Origin of the sequence: Phycicoccus jejuensis (assembly GCF_044797865.1) — a bacterium.
In the GTDB taxonomy this organism is placed as follows: domain Bacteria; phylum Actinomycetota; class Actinomycetes; order Actinomycetales; family Dermatophilaceae; genus Phycicoccus; species Phycicoccus jejuensis.
Window position 1 is genome coordinate 2209289 of the sequence record NZ_CP085209.1, and the last position, 16454, is coordinate 2225742.

Sequence of the window (16454 nt, forward strand, 5' to 3'; positions counted from 1 at the left end):
TGACACCGTGAACACCCCGACGCCGCCCCCGGTCGACCCCGGGTCCAGCGCCCCCGGAGCCGTCGAGCGACTCGGCTTCGCCCCCGAGCAGGTCGTCCAGGAGTTCGGCTGGGACGCCGACGTCGACGAGGCGCTGCGCGTCGCCGTCGAGGAGGCCTGTGGCGGTGAGCTCGAGGACGACGAGTACACCGGCGCCGCCGACGCCGTGCTCCTGTGGTTCCGCGAGGAGGACGGTGACCTCGGCGACGCGCTCGTCGACATGGTCGGCGTCCTCGAGGAGGGCGGGTTCGTCGTGCTCCTCACGCCGCGCGAGGGGGGTGAGGTCGACCCGACCGAGATCGACGAGGCCGCGGTGACCGCCGGCCTGCACCTCGCGGGGACCTACAACGCGTCGGGGGAGTGGCGGGCGCACAAGCTCGTGGCCCCGAAGGGCAACGGCCGCCGCTGACCGGGGTTGCACACCGTGGGGGGTACTCGTCACCGGTCGGCCGTGAGCACCCCCCAACTGGCAGGATGGACGCATGACCCCCGCTCCGAGCCCCCTCGCCGTCGGCGACGTCGCCCCGGACTTCACGCTGCGCGACCAGAACGGCGCCGACGTGACCCTCTCGGAGCTGACGGCCGAGAAGAACGTGGTGGTCGTCTTCTACCCGTGGGCGTTCTCGGGCATCTGCACCGGGGAGCTCGACGAGATCCGCGACCACCTCGAGCGGTACGTCACCGACGACCTCCAGGTGCTCTGCGTCTCGTGCGACGCCGTGTTCAGCAACCGCGCGTGGGCCGACATCCAGGGCTACTTCTTCCCGCTGCTGTCCGACGCCTGGCCGCACGGCGAGGTCGCCCGCGCCTACGGCGTGCTCAACGAGGCCAACGGAGCCTCGCTGCGGGGCACCTTCCTCGTCGGCCGCGACGGCCGGGTCGCGTGGACGCTCGTCAACGGCCCGGGGGAGCCGCGCGACTTCTCGGCCATCCCCTCCGCCGTCGCCGCGCTGGCGGTCTGAGCCCGGGTGGACCGACCGGTCCGCACCCGGACCTGCCATGATGTCGGCGGTCGGTGGCGCCGCGCACGGCGGGCCACCGCCCGGGGCCTGTAGCTCAGCTGGTAGAGCGCCGCGTTTACACCGCGTCGGTCGTCGGTTCGATCCCGGCCGGGCCCACATGAGCGACGACGCCCTGACCCTCCGCGAGGTGCTCGAGGTGCTCGAGCGCCTCTACCCGCCGGCCACCGCGCAGTCGTGGGACCGGGTCGGTCTCGTGACCGGCGACCCCGACCAGCCCGTTCGCCGCGTCCTCCTCGCGGTCGACCCGACGCTCGAGGTCGTCGAGGAGGCCCGCTCGCTCGGGGCCGACCTGCTGCTCACCCACCACCCGCTGCTGCTGCGCGGCGTCCACTCCGTGGCCACGACCTCGGCCAAGGGCGCGACGGTGACCGGCCTCGTCGTCGGGGACGTCGCGCTGTACGTCGCCCACACGAACGCCGACGTCGCCGACGAGGGCGTCTGCGAGGCGCTCGCCGACGCGTGCGGGCTGGCCGCGACCGAGCCGCTGGCCGTCGTCGAGGGCCAGGCGCTCGGCCGCGTCGGCGACCTGCCGTCGGCGCTGCCGCTGCGCGCGTTCGTCGAGGGGCTGGCGCGGCACCTGCCGCCGACCGCCGGCGGGGTCCGGGTCTCCGGTCCGCCGGACGCCCCGGTGCGCCGCGTGGCGCTGCTCGGCGGGGCGGGGGACGACCTGTTCGACGAGGTCCGGGCCAGCGGCGCCGACGTGTACGTGACGGCCGACCTGCGCCACCACCCGGCGCTCGAGGCCCGCGAGGAGGCGCGCGGCGGCACCCCGTACCTCGTCGACGCCGGGCACTGGGCGAGCGAGTGGCTGTGGCTGGCCCGTGCGCAGCAGGCGCTGGGTGCGGCCCTCGGCGACGACGTGACTAGGGTGGAGACCCACATCAGCACAGTGCGCACCGACCCGTGGACCTTCCTCGTCGGTGCCGACCTTGGAGGTACCCCGTGAGAGCCGACTCGTCCCGTCAGCAGCGGCTGCTCGACCTCCAGGCCATCGACACGCGGCTGGACCAGCTGGCGCACGCCCGCCGGACCCTTCCGCAGCTCGCGGAGCTCGAGGACCTCGCCGGCAAGGCGCGCCTCCTCGAGGACCAGCTCGTCCGCTCGCGCACCGAGCTCGGCGACGTCCAGCGCGAGGTCGCCAAGGCCGAGGCCGACGTCCAGCTGGTCCGCGACCGTGCGGCGCGCGACCAGGCCCGGCTCGACTCGGGCACCGGCACGGCCAAGGACCTCCAGGCGCTGCAGCACGAGATCGTCTCGCTCGCGCGTCGCCAGGGCGAGCTCGAGGAGGTCGAGCTCGAGGTGATGGAGCGCGCCGAGGCCGCCGAGCACGACGTCGCCGAGCTCGAGCGCGGGATGGGCGAGCTGACCGCCCGCATCACCGCGCTCGAGACCGCCCGCGACCGTGAGACCGCGCGCCTCGACGACGAGGCCGGCCACGTGGCCGCCCCGCGCGACACCGTCGCCGCCGAGGTCGGGGAGGACCTCGTCGCGCTCTACGAGAAGATCCGCAAGAGCTCCGGCGGGACCGGCGCGGCAGCGCTGCACCAGCGCCGTTGCGGCGGCTGCCGGCTCGAGCTCAACCCCGTCGAGATCCAGCGCCTGCGCTCGGCCGACGAGGACGAGGTGCTGCGCTGCGAGGAGTGCAACCGGATCCTCGTGCGCACGCCCGAGTCCGGCCTGTGAGCCGCCGGCTCACCGTCGAGGCCGACGGCGGGTCGCGCGGCAACCCGGGCGTCGCCGGGTACGGGGCGCTGGTGCGCGACACCGAGACCGGCGCGCTGCTCGCCGAGCGTGCGGAGCCGCTGGGCAAGGCGTCGAACAACGTCGCCGAGTACCGCGGCCTCATCGCGGGGCTCACCGCGGCGCACGCGATCGACCCCGGGGCGGTCGTGCTCGTCCGGATGGACTCCAAGCTCGTCGTCGAGCAGATGGCCGGGCGCTGGAAGATCAAGCACGAGGACATGCGCCGGCTGGCGCTCGAGGCCCGCGACGTCGTCGAGGCCATCAGGGCCGCGGGCGGCACGGTGCGCTACGAGTGGATCCCACGCGCCGAGAACAAGGACGCCGACGCCCTCTCGAACGACGGCATGGACGGCCTCACCGTCCATCGCGACCACGAGGGCGGGGCGTCGTCGGGTGAGGCCGACGCTGCCGGTGGTGACGACGAGGCGTCGGGCGGGGCGGCGTGCGCGCCGGTCCCGCGCCGCGACGGCACGCCGGTGCGGGTCGTGCTCGTGACCGAGGCGGAGGGGAGCGCGGCGCAGCAGGCCGCGCGGTCCGTCGAGCGCCTGCTGGGCGGCGCGCCCCGGTGCCTGCTCGAGGCGGGCACCGAGGCCTCGACCGAGACGGCCGCCGAGGTCGGTGACGCGCTCGGCGTCGACGCGGTCGTGGACGCGGCCTGGGCCTCGGCCGCCGCTGCTCCGATGGCCTGGGAGCGGGTCGTCTCCCGTGGCGGCACGACGGTCGTCGTCTGCCCGGCCGCCGTCGTGCAGGCGGCCCTGGGGCACGTCCTCGGGATGCCGGCCGAGCGCCACGACCGGCTCGCGGCGGCGCCGGGGTCGCTCACCGGGGTCGAGGTCTGGACCGACGGCGACGTCTCGGTGGCCTTCACCAACCGCACCTGAGGAGTCGCCGGCCGGTGCGGCCGACGACGTGCCGGCCGGGGCCTCAGCCCAGCGCGTCGGGGCCGTGGTGCCCGTCGGGCAGGGCGTCCGACGCGGCGAGCACGCGGTCGGCGACGTCGAGGAGCCGGGCGACGGCTGCCGAGGGCCGGCGGTGGGCGTCGGTCCACCGCCGCTGGTCCATGAGCACGAGCACGGGGTCGTCGCCCGAGCCGGCCTCGGCGTAGGCCGCCCAGTAGCTCGCGGCATCGACGGTGGCGGGGCCCGCCGTCCGCCGCGCGAGACCGCCGAGCAGCTCCTCCCATCCGGCGAGCACGTGGGCCACGACGTCGAACCGGGTCCATCCCGCGCAGCGCGAGGGCTCGAAGAGCGCGGGCTCCGGGAGGTCGCGGACGGCGTCGGCGACGGCGACGACGGACGCACGGAACGCGGCGAGACCTTCGGCGTGGTCGACGGTCAGCGGGGGCACCCGACCACCCTCGCACCGGCCGGGCCGGTGCGGGCGGGTACGGTCGCGCCGATGCCGCTGACCCGACCGCTGACCCCGGACGACCTCGACGCCCTGCTGCCGCTCCAGGAGGCGGGGGCGGTCGCCGCGCTCGGTCACATCTTCCCGCAGGAGACCCACCCCTTCCCGGCGGCCGAGGTGCGCTCGCGCTGGGTGCACGAGCTGGCGGACCCGGGCATCCGGTCGTTCGCGGCGGTCGAGGACGGCGAGCTCGTCGGGTTCGCGGCGGTGCGCGGGGCGGAGCTGTTCCACCTCGGGACGGCGCGCCCGACGTGGGGGAGCGGGCTCGCGGCCCGGCTGCACGACGAGGTCGTCGCGGCGATCGCCCGCGACGGGCACGCGGTGGCGTGGCTGCGGGTGTTCGAGGAGAACCGGCGCGCCATCCGGTTCTACGAGCGGCGGGGATGGGTGGCGACCGACGAGGTGTCGTGGTCGCTCTTCCCGCCGCACCCCGTCCTGCGGCGTTTCGAGCTGCCGCTGCGGTGAGCCCCCGCCCGGGCGGACGGCGCCTCAGCCGCCGAGGATCGCCATGAGGTGCACGTCGACCCACCCGTCGTCGAAGCGCAGGGCGTCGCGGCCGGTCCCCTCGTGGACGAAGCCGACCTTCTCGTAGACGTGGCGGGCGCGCGGGTTGAAGGCGTACACCTCGAGCGTGATGCGGTGCAGGCCCATCGTGCGCAGGCCGTGCTCGACGACGAGCCGCGTGGCCTCGGTGCCGAGGCCACGCCCGCGTCCGGCGCGACCGACGAAGGTCCGGAAGCCGCACGAGCGGTTGGCGGGGTCCCAGTCGTTGAGGACGACCTCGCCGACGACGGCGGCCGTGGTGTTGTCGACGACGGCGAGGACGAGCCGGTCGTCGGCGACGGCCCAGGACTCGTAGATCGCGCGGAGCCGGGCGGGGTCGATCGGCGGCGGCGAGTCGCCCGTGCGGTGGACGGAGCCGGTGAGCTCGGCGACCTCCGGGTCGTCGCGGACGACGGCGTCGAGGAGAGCGGCGTCATCCCCCGTGACCGGCCGGAGCGTCACGAGCTCGCCGCGGAGGGTGGGCTTCTCGCTGAACGGCGTCGCAGGGGCCATGCCCGTCAGCCTCCCCGCCGGACGGTCGGGCGATCAAGCGGGTTCTCGGCGCCGTGCGACGCCCGGGTCCCTGCCGCGCCGGCCCGAGGACGGAGAGGAGCGCGGCCCGCTGTTGTTCGCGTCACCCCCTGACGCAGTCATGATGAGCGGTCGGACCGCTCGTCCCGGTTGCTTCGAGGGGTGGAGCAACCGGCAGCGGCCGCAGGACCCCCGTGCTGCCGGGGGAGCCGGCGGGTGGAGGTGATGGTCGACCCTGGGGTGGTCGGGTTTCACCTCGAATCGGCAGCGGAGTCGGCGGGTGGAGGTGATGTTCGACCCTGGGGTGGTCGGGTTTCACCTCGAATCGGCAGCGGAGCCGGCGAGTCGAGGTGATGGTGGACCTTGGGGTGGTCGGGTTTCACCTCGACCCGGCGGGGCTGAGACGTCGTGCAGGCCCGGCAGCGACCGTCCTACCCTCGTGGGCATGACGTACGCAGGAGACGTGACCCCGCCCGAGGCCTACGCCGCCGTGACGGGCCCCGACGACGCCGTGCTCGTCGACGTCCGCACGAGCGCCGAGTGGTCCTTCGTCGGTGTTCCGGACCTCGCCGGCGCCGGCAAGGACGTCGTCTTCGTCGAGTGGAGCCGCTTCCCCGGCGGCGCCGTCAACGACTCCTTCGTGGACGACCTGCGCGCCGCCGGCGTCACGCCCGGTCGCCCCGTCTACTTCCTCTGCCGCTCGGGCGTCCGCTCGGTCGCCGCGGCGAACGCCGCCACCGCCGCCGGCCTCGGCCCCGCCTACAACGTCCTGGAGGGCTTCGAGGGCCCGGTCGACCACGCCGGCCACCGCCACGTCTCGGGCTGGAAGGTCGACGGCCTGCCGTGGAGCCAGCGGTGACGGCTCGCGACTCGCACACCGACCCCCACCCCGCGCCGACGCTGCGCCCGCGGACCCTCGCGGTCCGGGGCGGCCTGCAGCGCAGCGGTTTCGACGAGACCGCGGAGGCGCTGTACCTCACCTCCGGCTTCGTCTACGAGTCCGCGGCGCAGGCCGAGGCGGCCTTCAAGGACGAGATCGAGCACTACATCTACAGCCGGTACGGCAACCCCACCGTCTCGACCTTCGAGGAGCGGATGCGCCTCCTCGAGGGCGCCGAGGCCTGCTTCGCCACCGCCTCGGGGATGTCGGCCGTCTTCACGGCGATGGCCGCCCTCTGCGGGGCCGGTGACCGCGTCGTCGCCTCGCGCGCCCTCTTCGGGTCCTGCTTCGTCATCGTCGACGAGATCCTCCCGCGCTGGGGGGTCGAGACCGTCTTCGTCGACGGCACCGACCTCGACCAGTGGCGCGAGGCGCTCGCCGTCCCCACCACCGCCGTCTTCTTCGAGACCCCCAGCAACCCCATGCAGGAGCTCGTCGACGTCGCCGCCGTCTCCGAGCTGGCCCACGCCGCCGGGGCCACCGTCGTCGTCGACAACGTCTTCGGCACACCGGTGTTCAGCCACCCGCTGGCCCACGGCGCCGACGTCGTCGTGTACTCGGCCACCAAGCACATCGACGGCCAGGGCCGCGCGCTCGGCGGGGCGATCCTCGGGCCGAGGGAGTTCATCGAGGGCCCGGTCAAGAACCTCATGCGGCACACCGGCCCGTCGCTGTCGCCGTTCAACGCTTGGGTGATGACCAAGGGCCTCGAGACCCTCGACCTGCGGGTCCGCGCGATGGCGGCCACGGCGCTGCGCGTCGCCGAGACCCTCGAGCAGTGGCGGGAGGAGGGGCGCGGCCTCGTCCGGGTCGTCTACCCGCACCTGCCGAGCCACCCCCAGCACGAGCTCGCCCTGCGCCAGCTCGAGGGCGGCGCCGGCACCGTCGTGACCTTCGAGGTCGAGGGGGGCAAGGACGCGGCGTTCGCGCTGCTCGACGCGCTGCGGCTGGTCGACATCAGCAACAACCTCGGCGACGCCAAGTCCCTGACGACGCACCCCGCGACGACGACCCACCGCCGCCTCTCGCCCGAGGACCGTGCGGCCGTCGGGATCACCGACGGCACCGTCCGCGTCTCCCTCGGGCTGGAGGACCCGGACGACCTCGTCGAGGACCTCGACCGGGCCCTGGCCGCCGCGGAGGCCACCCACCGTCGGTGACCCACAGGCTGTTAGCGTCGCGCGCATGACCTCCCGCGACGTCGTCTCCGTGCAGCGACTCATCCCGTCCGACCCCGAGCCGATCTTCGCGCTGCTCGACGACCCGGCCGGCCACGCGCGCATCGACGGCGGCGGCTCCGTGCAGGGTGCCCGCAGCGGCGGCCGGCGGCTCGCCCTCGGCGACCGCTTCGGGATGGACATGAAGATCGGGCTCGCGTACTCGACCCTCAACACCATCATCGAGCTCGAGGAGAACCGGCGCATCGCGTGGCAGACGACCGCCTCCGGTCCCGTCGGCAAGTTCGTCGGCGGCCGCATCTGGCGCTACGACCTCGAGCCGGTCGAGGGCGGCACCCTCGTCACCGAGTCCTGGGACATCTCCGAGGAGGCGGCGGTGAGCAAGCCGTTCGTGCGCCGGATGGAGGGGATGACCCGCAAGAACATGGCGGCCACCCTCGAGCGCATCGAGGCGCTCGTCACGACGACGGGCTGAGCCCCTCCACCTGTCGCTCCTCGGCGACGCCGGCCATCGCCCACCGCACCGCCTTGGTGCCGACGAGGCCGAGCACGCCGGCGGCCCCGCGCACCGGCCCGTGCACCGGCAGCCGCAGCTCGCGCCGCGCCCAGTCCGGGAGGATGGCGACCCCGCCCGAGGCCAGCAGCCCGTAGCCGGCGCGCTGCGTCCAGGGCAGCGGGGGGTCGAGGAGCAGGAACCGGGCGGCGTCGCGCGCGGCGTCCGTGGCGCGCAGGACCGGCCGGTACGCCTCGAGCGCGGCGTGCAGCCCCGCGACGTCGGTCGGCACGGCGTCGGCGCCCAGCAGGCGTGCGACGACGGCCGACTGCTCGACGTAGGCGTCGGCCTCGTCGGGGTCGAGCGGCGTCGACGCGTAGCGCTGGTAGGCCGTGAGGAAGCTCCACGCCTCGGCGACGTGCACCCACGACAGCAGGTCCGGGTCGGAGGCACGGTAGGGCACGCCGTCCTCGTCCTTGCCGCGCACGCGCTCGTGGATGGACCGGACGCGGGCGATCGCCTCGTCGGCGTCCTCGACCGTCCCGAACGTCGTCGTCGCGAGGAAGTGGGACGTGCGCTGCAGGCGCCCCCACGGGTCGCTGCGGTAGCCGCTGTGCCCCGCGACGCCGGCCATCGCCGACGGGTGCAGGGACTGCAGGAGCAGGGCCCCCACGCCGCCGGGGAACATCGCGGCGTCCGCGTGAACACGCCACACCGGGTCGTCCGGGGTGAAGCGGCGCTCCCCGACACGCCCCCAGATGACGGCCGCGCGCTCCGACGCGTCGTCACCGGCCACGCGGGCCCGCAGGGCGTTGCCGAGGCGGCGCTGCGCCTGCCTGCCGATGTCGTCGACGACGCTCATCGTCCTCCGTCCGTCAGGGGCGACACGTCGCCCGGGGCTTCCTTCCTACCCACCCAACGGGCGACGGCACCCTCCGGCTTCCGGCTGTCGAAGGTCGGACCGGTGGGCGGTCGGCTCAGACGAGGGTGAGCGACAGGGTCGCGCTGACGACGACGAGCACCGCGCAGGCCAGCCCGGCGGGCACGAGCCACCGCCACGGGATGACCACGTCGCGCGCCCGGCAGCGCTGGATCCACAGCAGGGTGGCGAGCGAGGCCCACGGCGTGACGAGCGGGCCGGCGTTCGTCCCGACGAGCAGGGCGACGAGCCGCTCGACCGACCCGGCCGCGGCCGGCTCCAGCGCAAGGTAGGCCGGCAGGTTGTTGACGACGTTCGACAGCCCGGCCCCGGCGCCGGCGAGGGCGAGCAGCGCCCTGGCCCCCGTCCCCGCCGGGAGCGCCCCCGTCACGAGGTCGGAGAGGCCCCGCTGCTGGAGGACCTCGACGACGACCGAGATGGCGACGAAGCCGGCGGCCATCAGCCACGGCACCGGCAGGCCCCGCAGGAGGGACCGTCCGCGCCACCAGGTCGTGGCGAGCAGCACCGCGGCGGCGACGAGCGACACGAGCCACGGCGGGGCCCCGAGGGCGAACAGCGGCCCGAGGACGACGCAGACGACCGCGGCGGCGCGCAGGAGCACGACGTCGTGCGGCTCCGCCGGGGGAGCGACGTCGTAGGAGCCGCGCAGGCTGCGCCGGTGCAGCAGCGCGACGAGGAGGAGTGTCACGACCACGGCGACGATCGCCGGTGCCCACGACGCCTTGACGAAGTCGGTGTGCCCCAGCCCGGCCCGGCCGAGGGTGTGCAGCGCCAGGAGGTTGGTGAGGTTCGAGACGGGCAGGAGGAGCGACCCGGTGTTGGCGATCCAGAGGGTCGTCACGGCGAGCAGCCGCGGGTCGAGGCCGACCTGTGCGGCGATGGCGAGCCCGACCGGGGTCAGCAGGACGGCCGTCGTGTCGAGCGAGAGGACGATCGTCGCGCCGACGGCGAAGACCGAGAAGAGGACCCAGAGCACCCAGCGTCGGCCCCCGCCCATCCGCGCCACGGCGTGGCCGGCGACGTCGAAGACGCCGGCCCGCTCGGCGAGCTCGGCGGTGACGGTGATCGCGAGGAGGAAGACGACGACCGGGCCGAGGCGGCCGGCGAGGTCGAGCGCCTCTGCGCCGGTCACGGGGCGACGACGTCGAGCACCCAGGGCGCACCGCGCCGGGCCGGCTCGTGCAGCTCGGTGTCGAAGGCCCGCGCCACGACCTCGGCGACCGCCGGCACGGAGCGGGCCGCGACGCCCTCGACGCACAGGTGGCGTGCGACGAGCCCGCGGGTGTGCTTGGCCATGTGGCTGGCCCCCGGGACGCGCACCTGCACCCAGCGCTCGGCGACCCCGGGGCCGGGACGCCACGCGGCGGCGTACGCGGCCGAGCGGCAGTCGACGACCGCGCCGCGTCCGGCGGCCTCGGTCAGCGGCCCGTCGAGCGCCGGCCGCCAGTGCGACGCCAGCGCACCGACCTCGGGCAGCGTCACGCCCATCGAGAGGCGGTAGGCGGTGATCCGGTCGGTCGGGCGGACGGCGCCGTGCAGCGCCGAGACGACGACGAGCCAGCGGTTGGCCCGCCGGCGCGCCGCGGTGTCGAGCGAGGCGAGGTCGAGGGCGTCGTAGAGCACGCCCGTGTAGACCTGTGCGGCCGGGGTCGCGGGCAGCCGGTCGAGCGCGAGGTTGCGGGCGACCTCGTCGAGCAGGCCCTCCGAGACGCCGAGCGCCGCCGCCGCGTCGGGCGAGGCGCTCACCGCGGCGAGGTCGCGGGCGACGGCGGCGCGGGCCGGGGCGAGGTCGGGGAAGGACCAGGTGCCGGGGTCGGCCGGGCCACCGCGGGGACGGTTCCACTTCGACTCCGACGGCGGGAGCAGGATGAGCACCGGCACAGCCTACGGAGGTTAGGTTGGCTGCCATGCCGCATCCCAGGGTCGCGCTGCGGCCGACCGACGCCGACACCCCGCGCACCGTCGAGCAGGCCCTCCGGGACCGGTTCGCCGCCGTCCGCGCCGAGCTCGGCCTCGACGCGCCCTACCCCGCCGACGCCCTCGCGGAGGCCGAGCGCGTGGCCGCCGAGCAGCCCCGCGACGGGCACCCCGACGAGACCGACGTGCCCTACGTGACGCTCGACCCGCCCGGGTCGATGGACCTCGACCAGGCGCTGCACATCGAGCGCGACGGCGCGGGGCACCGGGTGCGCTACGCCATCGCCGACGTCCCGCTCTTCGTCCGCCCGGGCGGCGCCCTGGACCGGGTGACGCGCGAGCGGGGCCAGACCGTCTACTGCCCCGACGAGCGCGTGCCACTCCACCCGCCGGTGCTGTCCGAGGCGGCCGCCAGCCTGCTGCCCGGCGAGACCCGCCCGGCCTTCGTCTGGGACCTGCGCCTCGACGGCGAGGGCGTGCTGACGGACGCCGAGGTGCACCGGGCGACGGTCCGCAGCCGCGCCCGCCTCGACTACGCCGGCGTGCAGGCCGACGTCGACGCCGGCACCGCCGACGAGGTGCTCGTCCTCCTGCGGGAGGTGGGGGAGCGGCGCATCGCCCAGGAGCAGGCGCGCGGGGGCGCCAGCCTCCCGATGCCCGAGCAGCAGGTGAGCGAGCGACCCGACGGCGGCTTCACGCTCGAGTTCCGGCCGCCGGTCGCCTCCGAGGAGTGGAACGCCCAGCTGAGCCTCCTGACCGGCATGGCCGCCGCCTCGATGATGCTCGAGGGCGGCGTGGGCGTCCTGCGGACCATGCCGGCGCCGACCGAGGACGCGGTGGCCCGCTTCCGCCGCGCCGCCCGCGCGCTGCGGGTCGAGTGGCCGGAGGGGATGCCCTACGGCGACCTCGTGCGCGGTCTGGACCGCACCGACCCGCACCACCTCGCGCTCATCCACGAGGCGACCTCGCTCTTCCGCGGGGCGTCGTACACCGCCTTCGACGGCGAGCCCCCGGCCGAGCGCGAGCACGCCGCCGTCGCCGCGCCGTACGCGCACGTCACGGCGCCGCTGCGCCGGCTCGTCGACCGCTTCGGGCTCGTCGTGTGCGAGGCCCTCTGCCGCGGCGCCGAGGTGCCGGCGGAGATCCGGGCGGCCCTGCCGGAGGTCCCGGGCCTGATGACCGCCTCCGACCGCACCGCGCGGGCGGCCGAGCGCGCCTGCGCCGACGCCACCGAGGCCGCCGTGCTCGCCGGCCGGGTCGGCGAGCGGTTCGACGCCGTCGTCGTCGACCACCTCGAGAAGGGGATGGAGGTGCAGCTCGTCGACCTCCCCGTCCTCGCGAAGGTCACCGGTGACCGCGCCGCCCTCGGGTCGACCGTGCCGGTGCGGCTCGAGGCGGCCGACGTCGCGGCGGGGCGCGTCACCTTCGTCCACGACCGCTAGACTCCACCGCGGACGAGCCGGGCGGACGGTCGCGTCGGTGGGGAGACCCACCGCCGAGGAAGGTCCGGGCTCCGAAGGGCAGGATGGTGGCCAACAGCCACCCGGGGTGACCCGCGGGACAGTGCCACAGAGAACAGACCGCCCCGGTCGCGCGAGCGAGCGGGGCAAGGGTGAAACGGTGGTGTAAGAGACCACCAGCGGCCTGGGTGACCAGGTCGGCTCGGTAAACCCCATCCGGAGCAAGCCCAGACAGGATGCGTTCGAGGGCGGCCCGCCCGAGCATCCGGGTAGGGCGCTGGAGGTGGTCGGCAACGGCCACCCGAGATGGATGACCGTCACCGTGCGGCCGGCGACGGCGCACGGCACAGAACCCGGCCTACAGCCCGGCTCGTCCCCCGGCGCACCCGTGACCAGCGCGTTTTCCCCGACCCGCGATGCAGGATCGGCGCTTGTCGAAGGTTAGGCTCTTCGGGTTCCCGACAGAAAGCAGGCGTTCCGGTGCCCGGTGACCCGGCGATCGACCTCGGTCTCGCGCGTGAGCGCGTCATGGCCGCCACCCGCGAGCTCGACGGTGGGGCGGTCCGCGACGTGCTCCTCGACGCGCTGCTCGTCTCGGGGGTCGACGACACGGTGACCGGCGTCATCATGCCGGTGCTCAAGGAGGTCGGCGACGACTGGGAGTCGGGACGCCTCGGGGTCGTCCACGAGCACTTCGTCTCCAGCGCGTTCCGCGGCGTCCTCGGCGAGCTGCGGTTGCCGGTCTCGGGCCCGCAGGCGCGCACCGTCGTCCTGGCCTGCCCCCCGCGCGAGCTGCACGACCTGCCGCTCGAGCTGTTCGGCGCGATGCTGCACGCCCGCTGGTGGCGCGTCGTGAGCCTCGGCGCCAACTCCCCGATGACCGCGATCGGCGAGGCCGCGCGCTTCCTGCGCGCCGACGCCGTCGTCCTCGCCGGGGTGCGGCGCACCGCCTTCGACGCCCGGATGCCCTCGCTCGTGCGCCTCGGGCGCTCGCTGCCGCTCTTCGTCGCCGGCGAGGGCGCCAAGGCGCTCACCAGCTGCCCGCCCGAGCTCACCGTGCTGCCCGACGACCTCGTCGCGGCGGCCGACGTCGTCGACGCCCGCGTCCCGCGCCACGACACCGCGGAGGTTGCCGACCCCGCCGTGGCGAACGGCTCCCGACGCGACGACGACGCGGAGCCCGCGCTGGGCTGAGGCGGCCTAGCGTGGGGTCCATGCGGATCACCCACCTCGGTCACGCCTGCCTCCTCGTCGAGTGCGCGGGCACCCGTCTGCTCATCGACCCCGGGACCTTCGCCGACGACCTCACCGGCGTCCGCGACCTCGACGCGGTGCTCGTCACCCACCAGCACCCGGACCACCTCGACCTCGACCGCGTCCCCGCCCTCCTCGCGGCCAACCCCGGCGCGCTCGTCGTCGCCGACCCCGGCAGCCTCGAGGTCCTCTCGCGGGCCGGCATCGAGGCACGGGGGCAGGACGGCCCGACGCGGGTCGGCGAGGTGACCGTCACGCCCGTCGGCGAGGTGCATGCCCTCATCCACGACGAGATCCCGCGCATCCCCAACGTCGGCGTGCGCCTCGACGCGGACGGCGAGCCCTCGTTCTTCCACCCCGGCGACGCGCTCGACGCCGACCCCGGCCCGGTCGACGTCCTCGCCTTCCCGCTCCAGGCGCCGTGGGCGCGCAGCCGTGAGATGACCGCGTTCCTGCGCCGGCACGCGGCTCCCCACGCGGTGCCCGTCCACGACGGGCTGCTCCGGGCCCGCGGCCGCGCCCTCTACCTGGGGCAGGCCGAGCAGCTCGGCAGCCCCGACACCCGCATCCACGACCTCGCCGGCGCCGGCCCGACCGAGTTCCGCGCGGGCGAGTAGCCCCGCCTCAGGCCGGGACGGCGGCCATGGCGAGCAGCAGCGCCGACAGCAGCCCGAGCCCGGCCCGCGCGTGGTTGGCGCGGGTCCACGGGCCGGCGTAGGCGGGCCACGCCCGGGCCCCGTCCGACGGGTCCGTCGCGCCCAGCCGGTCGTTGAGCGGCACGTTGACGACACCGGTCACGGCGAACGCCACCACGGCCAGGAACGCACCGGCGACGGCCGGGACGACGCGGCCTCCCGTGACCACCGCCCCGACCGCCCCCGCGACCGCGAGCAGCGTCGAGCCGACGAGCAGCGCCATGAACGCCGGCGACGGGGCGCGCCGGTTGACCGCCTGCATCGCCCGGACGGCGTCCGCCGGCGGCAGGTCGCCGAGGGCGCGCATGACGAAGGTCGAGAAGGCGACGAACACCCCGGCGGTCGCCGCGACCGCGACCGACGCGACGACGAGGAGCCAGGTCGCGCCGCCCACGGTGTCAGCCGGTGTGGCGGCCGTGCCGCTGCTGGCTCGCGGTGGCGAGCACGGCGGCGCCGATGATGCCGGCCTTGTTGCGCAGCACCGCCGGAACGATCGGGGTGCGGATGTCGAGGAGCGGCAGGAACTCGTCGGAGTCCTTGGAGACGCCGCCACCGACGACGATGAGGTCGGGCCAGATGAGGTCCTCGAGGACGCGGTAGTAGCGCTGGAGACGTTCGGCCCACTCGGGGTAGCTGAGGTCCTCGCGCGTCTTGGCCGAGCTGGCCGCCCGCGTCTCGGCGTCGTGCCCGTCGATCTCGAGGTGCCCGAGCTCCGAGTTCGGCACCAGTACCCCTTCGTTGAAGATCGCCGTGCCGATGCCGGTGCCGAGGGTCGTGAGGACGACGAGGCCGTCGTGCCCCTTGGCCGCGCCGTAGTTGAGCTCGCCCACGCCCGCGGCGTCCGCGTCGTTGACGACGACGACGTCGTGCTGGAGGCGGTCCTCGAGCAGCTTCTCGATCTCGCAGCCGATCCACGACTTGTCGATGTTCGCCGCGGTCTTGACGACGCCGTGCTGGACGACGCCGGGGATCGTCACGCCGATGGGGGAGTCGCTGCGCACCTCGTCGAAGTGGTCGACGACCTGGGCGATGACATCACAGACGGCCTCGGGGGTCGAGACCGCCGGGGTGTCGATCCGCAGCCGCTTCTGGGCGAAGGTGCCCTCCGCGAGGTCGACGGGCGCCCCCTTGATGCCGCTGCCGCCGACGTCGATGCCGAGGGGGTGTCCGGTGCTCATGCTGCGTCTCCCAGGGTGAGGATCTCGGGACCGTCCTCGGTGACCAGGACGGTGTGCTCGAACTGTGCCGAACGTCGGCGGTCCTTCGTGACGACCGTCCACCCGTCGTCCCACATCTCCCACTCGTGGGTGCCGAGGTTGAGCATCGGCTCGACCGTGAAGGTCATGCCGGGCTCGATGACGGTGTCGTAGGAGGGCGCGGCGTCGTAGTGGGGGACGATGAGCCCGCTGTGGAACGCGGTGCCGATGCCGTGCCCGGTGAAGTCGCGGACCACGCCGTAGCCGAAGCGCTTCGCGTAGGACTCGATGACCCGGCCGATGACGTTGATCTCGCGCCCCGGGCGGGCGGCGCGGATGCCCCGCATCATCGCCTCGTGGGTGCGCTCGACGAGCAGGCGTGACTCCTCGTCGACCTCCCCGACGAGGTAGGTGGCGTCGGTGTCGCCGTGGACGCCGCCGACGAACGCGGTGATGTCGATGTTGACGATGTCGCCGTCCTCGAGCCGGCGGTCGTCCGGGATGCCGTGGCAGACGACCTCGTTGACCGAGGTGCACAGCGACTTGGGGAAGCCGCGGTAGCCCAGGGTCGATGGGTAGGCGCCGTGGTCGAGGAGGTACTCGTGCCCGACCCGGTCGATCTCGTCGGTCGTCACGCCGGGGGCGATGACGGCGGCGGCCGCGGCCATGGCGTCGGCGGCGATGCGGCCCGCGACGCGCATCCGCTCGATCGTCTCGGCGTCCTTGACCTCCGGCCCGGTGTACGGCTGGGGGGCAGGGCGGTCGACGTACTCGGGCCGGGGGATGCCGGCCGGCACGTCGCGACGCGGGGACACCGCACCGGGCGCCACGCTGGCGTGGGTCAGGGGCATAGGTTGGAGTCTAGGCAGAGCGCCCCGGCGAAGGAGAACCCGAGATGTCCTACTGGTACAACGTCGACACCGGCCAGGTCGAGACCGACGCGGACCGCAGCCAGGACGCGAACGTCCTCGGCCCGTACGACTCGCGGGAGGCGGCCGAGGGGGCCCTGCAGAAGGCGCGCGAGAACTCCGAGCGCTGGGACGCCGAGGACAAGGAGTGGGACGAGCGCGGGAGCACCTCGTCCTGAGCGGAGGGC

At 74.9% G+C, this 16454-nt stretch carries 21 protein-coding genes, 1 tRNA gene and 1 other RNA gene; 15 read left to right on the forward strand and 8 right to left on the reverse strand.

Features of this window, described 5'->3' with window-relative positions:
• Positions 1 to 7 precede the first annotated feature (7 nt).
• The 6 genes from LG324_RS10460 (at position 8) to LG324_RS10485 (ending at position 3685) form a co-directional block, all read left to right on the forward strand.
• Complete coding sequence (locus LG324_RS10460) at positions 8 to 448, forward strand: DUF3052 domain-containing protein (protein ID WP_030529421.1); 441 nt, start codon at positions 8 to 10, stop codon at positions 446 to 448.
• Between the two features lie 73 nt (positions 449 to 521).
• Complete coding sequence (locus LG324_RS10465; RefSeq protein ID WP_030529420.1) at positions 522 to 1001, forward strand: peroxiredoxin; 480 nt, start codon at positions 522 to 524, stop codon at positions 999 to 1001.
• Between the two features lie 83 nt (positions 1002 to 1084).
• A tRNA-Val gene (locus LG324_RS10470) sits at positions 1085 to 1157 on the forward strand.
• A gap of 1 nt (position 1158) precedes the next feature.
• Positions 1159 to 2007 (forward strand): Nif3-like dinuclear metal center hexameric protein, encoded by an 849-nt coding sequence (locus tag LG324_RS10475; RefSeq protein WP_030529419.1) that lies wholly within the window; start codon positions 1159 to 1161, stop codon positions 2005 to 2007.
• Entirely contained in the window at positions 2004 to 2744 is a 741-nt protein-coding gene (locus LG324_RS10480; protein WP_030529418.1) for a zinc ribbon domain-containing protein, read from the forward strand. Before LG324_RS10475 ends, LG324_RS10480 begins: the two co-directional genes overlap by 4 nt.
• The gene (locus LG324_RS10485) at positions 2741 to 3685 is read left to right on the forward strand and encodes a reverse transcriptase-like protein (RefSeq protein ID WP_404347672.1); all 945 of its coding nucleotides are present in this window, start codon (positions 2741 to 2743) and stop codon (positions 3683 to 3685) included. The genes LG324_RS10480 and LG324_RS10485 overlap by 4 nt, the downstream gene beginning before the upstream one ends.
• A 43-nt stretch (positions 3686 to 3728) precedes the next feature.
• On the opposite strand, the gene LG324_RS10490 is transcribed toward LG324_RS10485, so the two are convergent.
• Positions 3729 to 4151, reverse strand: a complete 423-nt coding sequence (locus tag LG324_RS10490) for a maleylpyruvate isomerase N-terminal domain-containing protein (protein WP_404347674.1) — start codon at positions 4149 to 4151, stop codon at positions 3729 to 3731.
• Positions 4152 to 4202: 51 nt separating this feature from the next.
• On the opposite strand from LG324_RS10490, the gene LG324_RS10495 reads away from it, so the two are divergent.
• The gene (locus LG324_RS10495) at positions 4203 to 4676 is read left to right on the forward strand and encodes a GNAT family N-acetyltransferase (RefSeq protein WP_030529415.1); all 474 of its coding nucleotides are present in this window, start codon (positions 4203 to 4205) and stop codon (positions 4674 to 4676) included.
• 24 nt (positions 4677 to 4700) lie between these two features.
• On the opposite strand, the gene LG324_RS10500 is transcribed toward LG324_RS10495, so the two are convergent.
• The gene (locus LG324_RS10500; protein ID WP_030529414.1) at positions 4701 to 5267 is read right to left on the reverse strand and encodes a GNAT family N-acetyltransferase; all 567 of its coding nucleotides are present in this window, start codon (positions 5265 to 5267) and stop codon (positions 4701 to 4703) included.
• Positions 5268 to 5730: 463 nt separating this feature from the next.
• Between LG324_RS10500 and LG324_RS10505 the strand changes: the two genes are divergently transcribed.
• The 3 genes from LG324_RS10505 to LG324_RS10515 are packed head-to-tail and all read left to right on the forward strand — an operon-like array spanning position 5731 to position 7878.
• Positions 5731 to 6144: a rhodanese-like domain-containing protein gene (locus tag LG324_RS10505; protein WP_404347677.1), complete on the forward strand. Its 414-nt coding sequence runs from the start codon at positions 5731 to 5733 to the stop codon at positions 6142 to 6144.
• Positions 6141 to 7385: an O-succinylhomoserine sulfhydrylase gene (locus LG324_RS10510; protein WP_404347679.1), complete on the forward strand. Its 1245-nt coding sequence runs from the start codon at positions 6141 to 6143 to the stop codon at positions 7383 to 7385. The genes LG324_RS10505 and LG324_RS10510 overlap by 4 nt, the downstream gene beginning before the upstream one ends.
• 25 nt (positions 7386 to 7410) lie before the next feature.
• Positions 7411 to 7878 (forward strand): SRPBCC family protein, encoded by a 468-nt coding sequence (locus tag LG324_RS10515; RefSeq protein ID WP_404347682.1) that lies wholly within the window; start codon positions 7411 to 7413, stop codon positions 7876 to 7878.
• Here LG324_RS10515 and LG324_RS10520 read toward each other — a convergent pair.
• The 3 genes from LG324_RS10520 to LG324_RS10530 form a co-directional block, all read right to left on the reverse strand.
• Positions 7862 to 8758 (reverse strand): oxygenase MpaB family protein, encoded by an 897-nt coding sequence (locus tag LG324_RS10520; protein ID WP_207024871.1) that lies wholly within the window; start codon positions 8756 to 8758, stop codon positions 7862 to 7864. The two genes, LG324_RS10515 and LG324_RS10520, sit on opposite strands and share 17 nt — an antisense overlap.
• Before the next feature lie 115 nt (positions 8759 to 8873).
• Positions 8874 to 9968 carry an SLC13 family permease gene (locus tag LG324_RS10525; RefSeq protein ID WP_404347686.1) on the reverse strand — a complete coding sequence of 365 codons (1095 nt, stop codon included), beginning with the start codon at positions 9966 to 9968 and terminating at the stop codon, positions 8874 to 8876.
• Positions 9965 to 10711: a YaaA family protein gene (locus tag LG324_RS10530; protein WP_215513999.1), complete on the reverse strand. Its 747-nt coding sequence runs from the start codon at positions 10709 to 10711 to the stop codon at positions 9965 to 9967. Before LG324_RS10530 ends, LG324_RS10525 begins: the two co-directional genes overlap by 4 nt.
• A 32-nt stretch (positions 10712 to 10743) precedes the next feature.
• Between LG324_RS10530 and LG324_RS10535 the strand changes: the two genes are divergently transcribed.
• From LG324_RS10535 to LG324_RS10550, 4 genes are all read left to right on the forward strand, one after another.
• Complete coding sequence (locus LG324_RS10535; protein ID WP_404347689.1) at positions 10744 to 12195, forward strand: RNB domain-containing ribonuclease; 1452 nt, start codon at positions 10744 to 10746, stop codon at positions 12193 to 12195.
• 13 nt (positions 12196 to 12208) lie between these two features.
• An RNA gene (rnpB, locus tag LG324_RS10540) (RNase P RNA component class A) lies at positions 12209 to 12590 on the forward strand.
• A gap of 103 nt (positions 12591 to 12693) precedes the next feature.
• Positions 12694 to 13407: a B12-binding domain-containing protein gene (locus tag LG324_RS10545; RefSeq protein WP_404347691.1), complete on the forward strand. Its 714-nt coding sequence runs from the start codon at positions 12694 to 12696 to the stop codon at positions 13405 to 13407.
• Between the two features lie 20 nt (positions 13408 to 13427).
• On the forward strand, positions 13428 to 14084 hold the full coding sequence (locus tag LG324_RS10550; protein ID WP_404347693.1) for an MBL fold metallo-hydrolase: 657 nt from the start codon (positions 13428 to 13430) through the stop codon (positions 14082 to 14084).
• 7 nt (positions 14085 to 14091) lie between these two features.
• Here LG324_RS10550 and LG324_RS10555 read toward each other — a convergent pair whose 3' ends face one another.
• The 3 genes from LG324_RS10555 to map are packed head-to-tail and all read right to left on the reverse strand — an operon-like array spanning position 14092 to position 16209.
• On the reverse strand, positions 14092 to 14556 hold the full coding sequence (locus tag LG324_RS10555; protein WP_404347696.1) for an anthrone oxygenase family protein: 465 nt from the start codon (positions 14554 to 14556) through the stop codon (positions 14092 to 14094).
• A 4-nt stretch (positions 14557 to 14560) separates the two neighbouring features.
• Positions 14561 to 15340, reverse strand: a complete 780-nt coding sequence (ppgK, locus tag LG324_RS10560) for a polyphosphate--glucose phosphotransferase (protein WP_030529403.1) — start codon at positions 15338 to 15340, stop codon at positions 14561 to 14563.
• Complete coding sequence (gene map, locus LG324_RS10565) at positions 15337 to 16209, reverse strand: type I methionyl aminopeptidase (RefSeq protein WP_030529402.1); 873 nt, start codon at positions 16207 to 16209, stop codon at positions 15337 to 15339. Before map ends, ppgK begins: the two co-directional genes overlap by 4 nt.
• A 44-nt stretch (positions 16210 to 16253) precedes the next feature.
• Here map and LG324_RS10570 point away from each other — a divergent pair, with 44 nt between their 5' ends.
• Positions 16254 to 16445 (forward strand): hypothetical protein, encoded by a 192-nt coding sequence (locus tag LG324_RS10570; RefSeq protein WP_030529401.1) that lies wholly within the window; start codon positions 16254 to 16256, stop codon positions 16443 to 16445.
• Positions 16446 to 16454 lie beyond the last annotated feature (9 nt).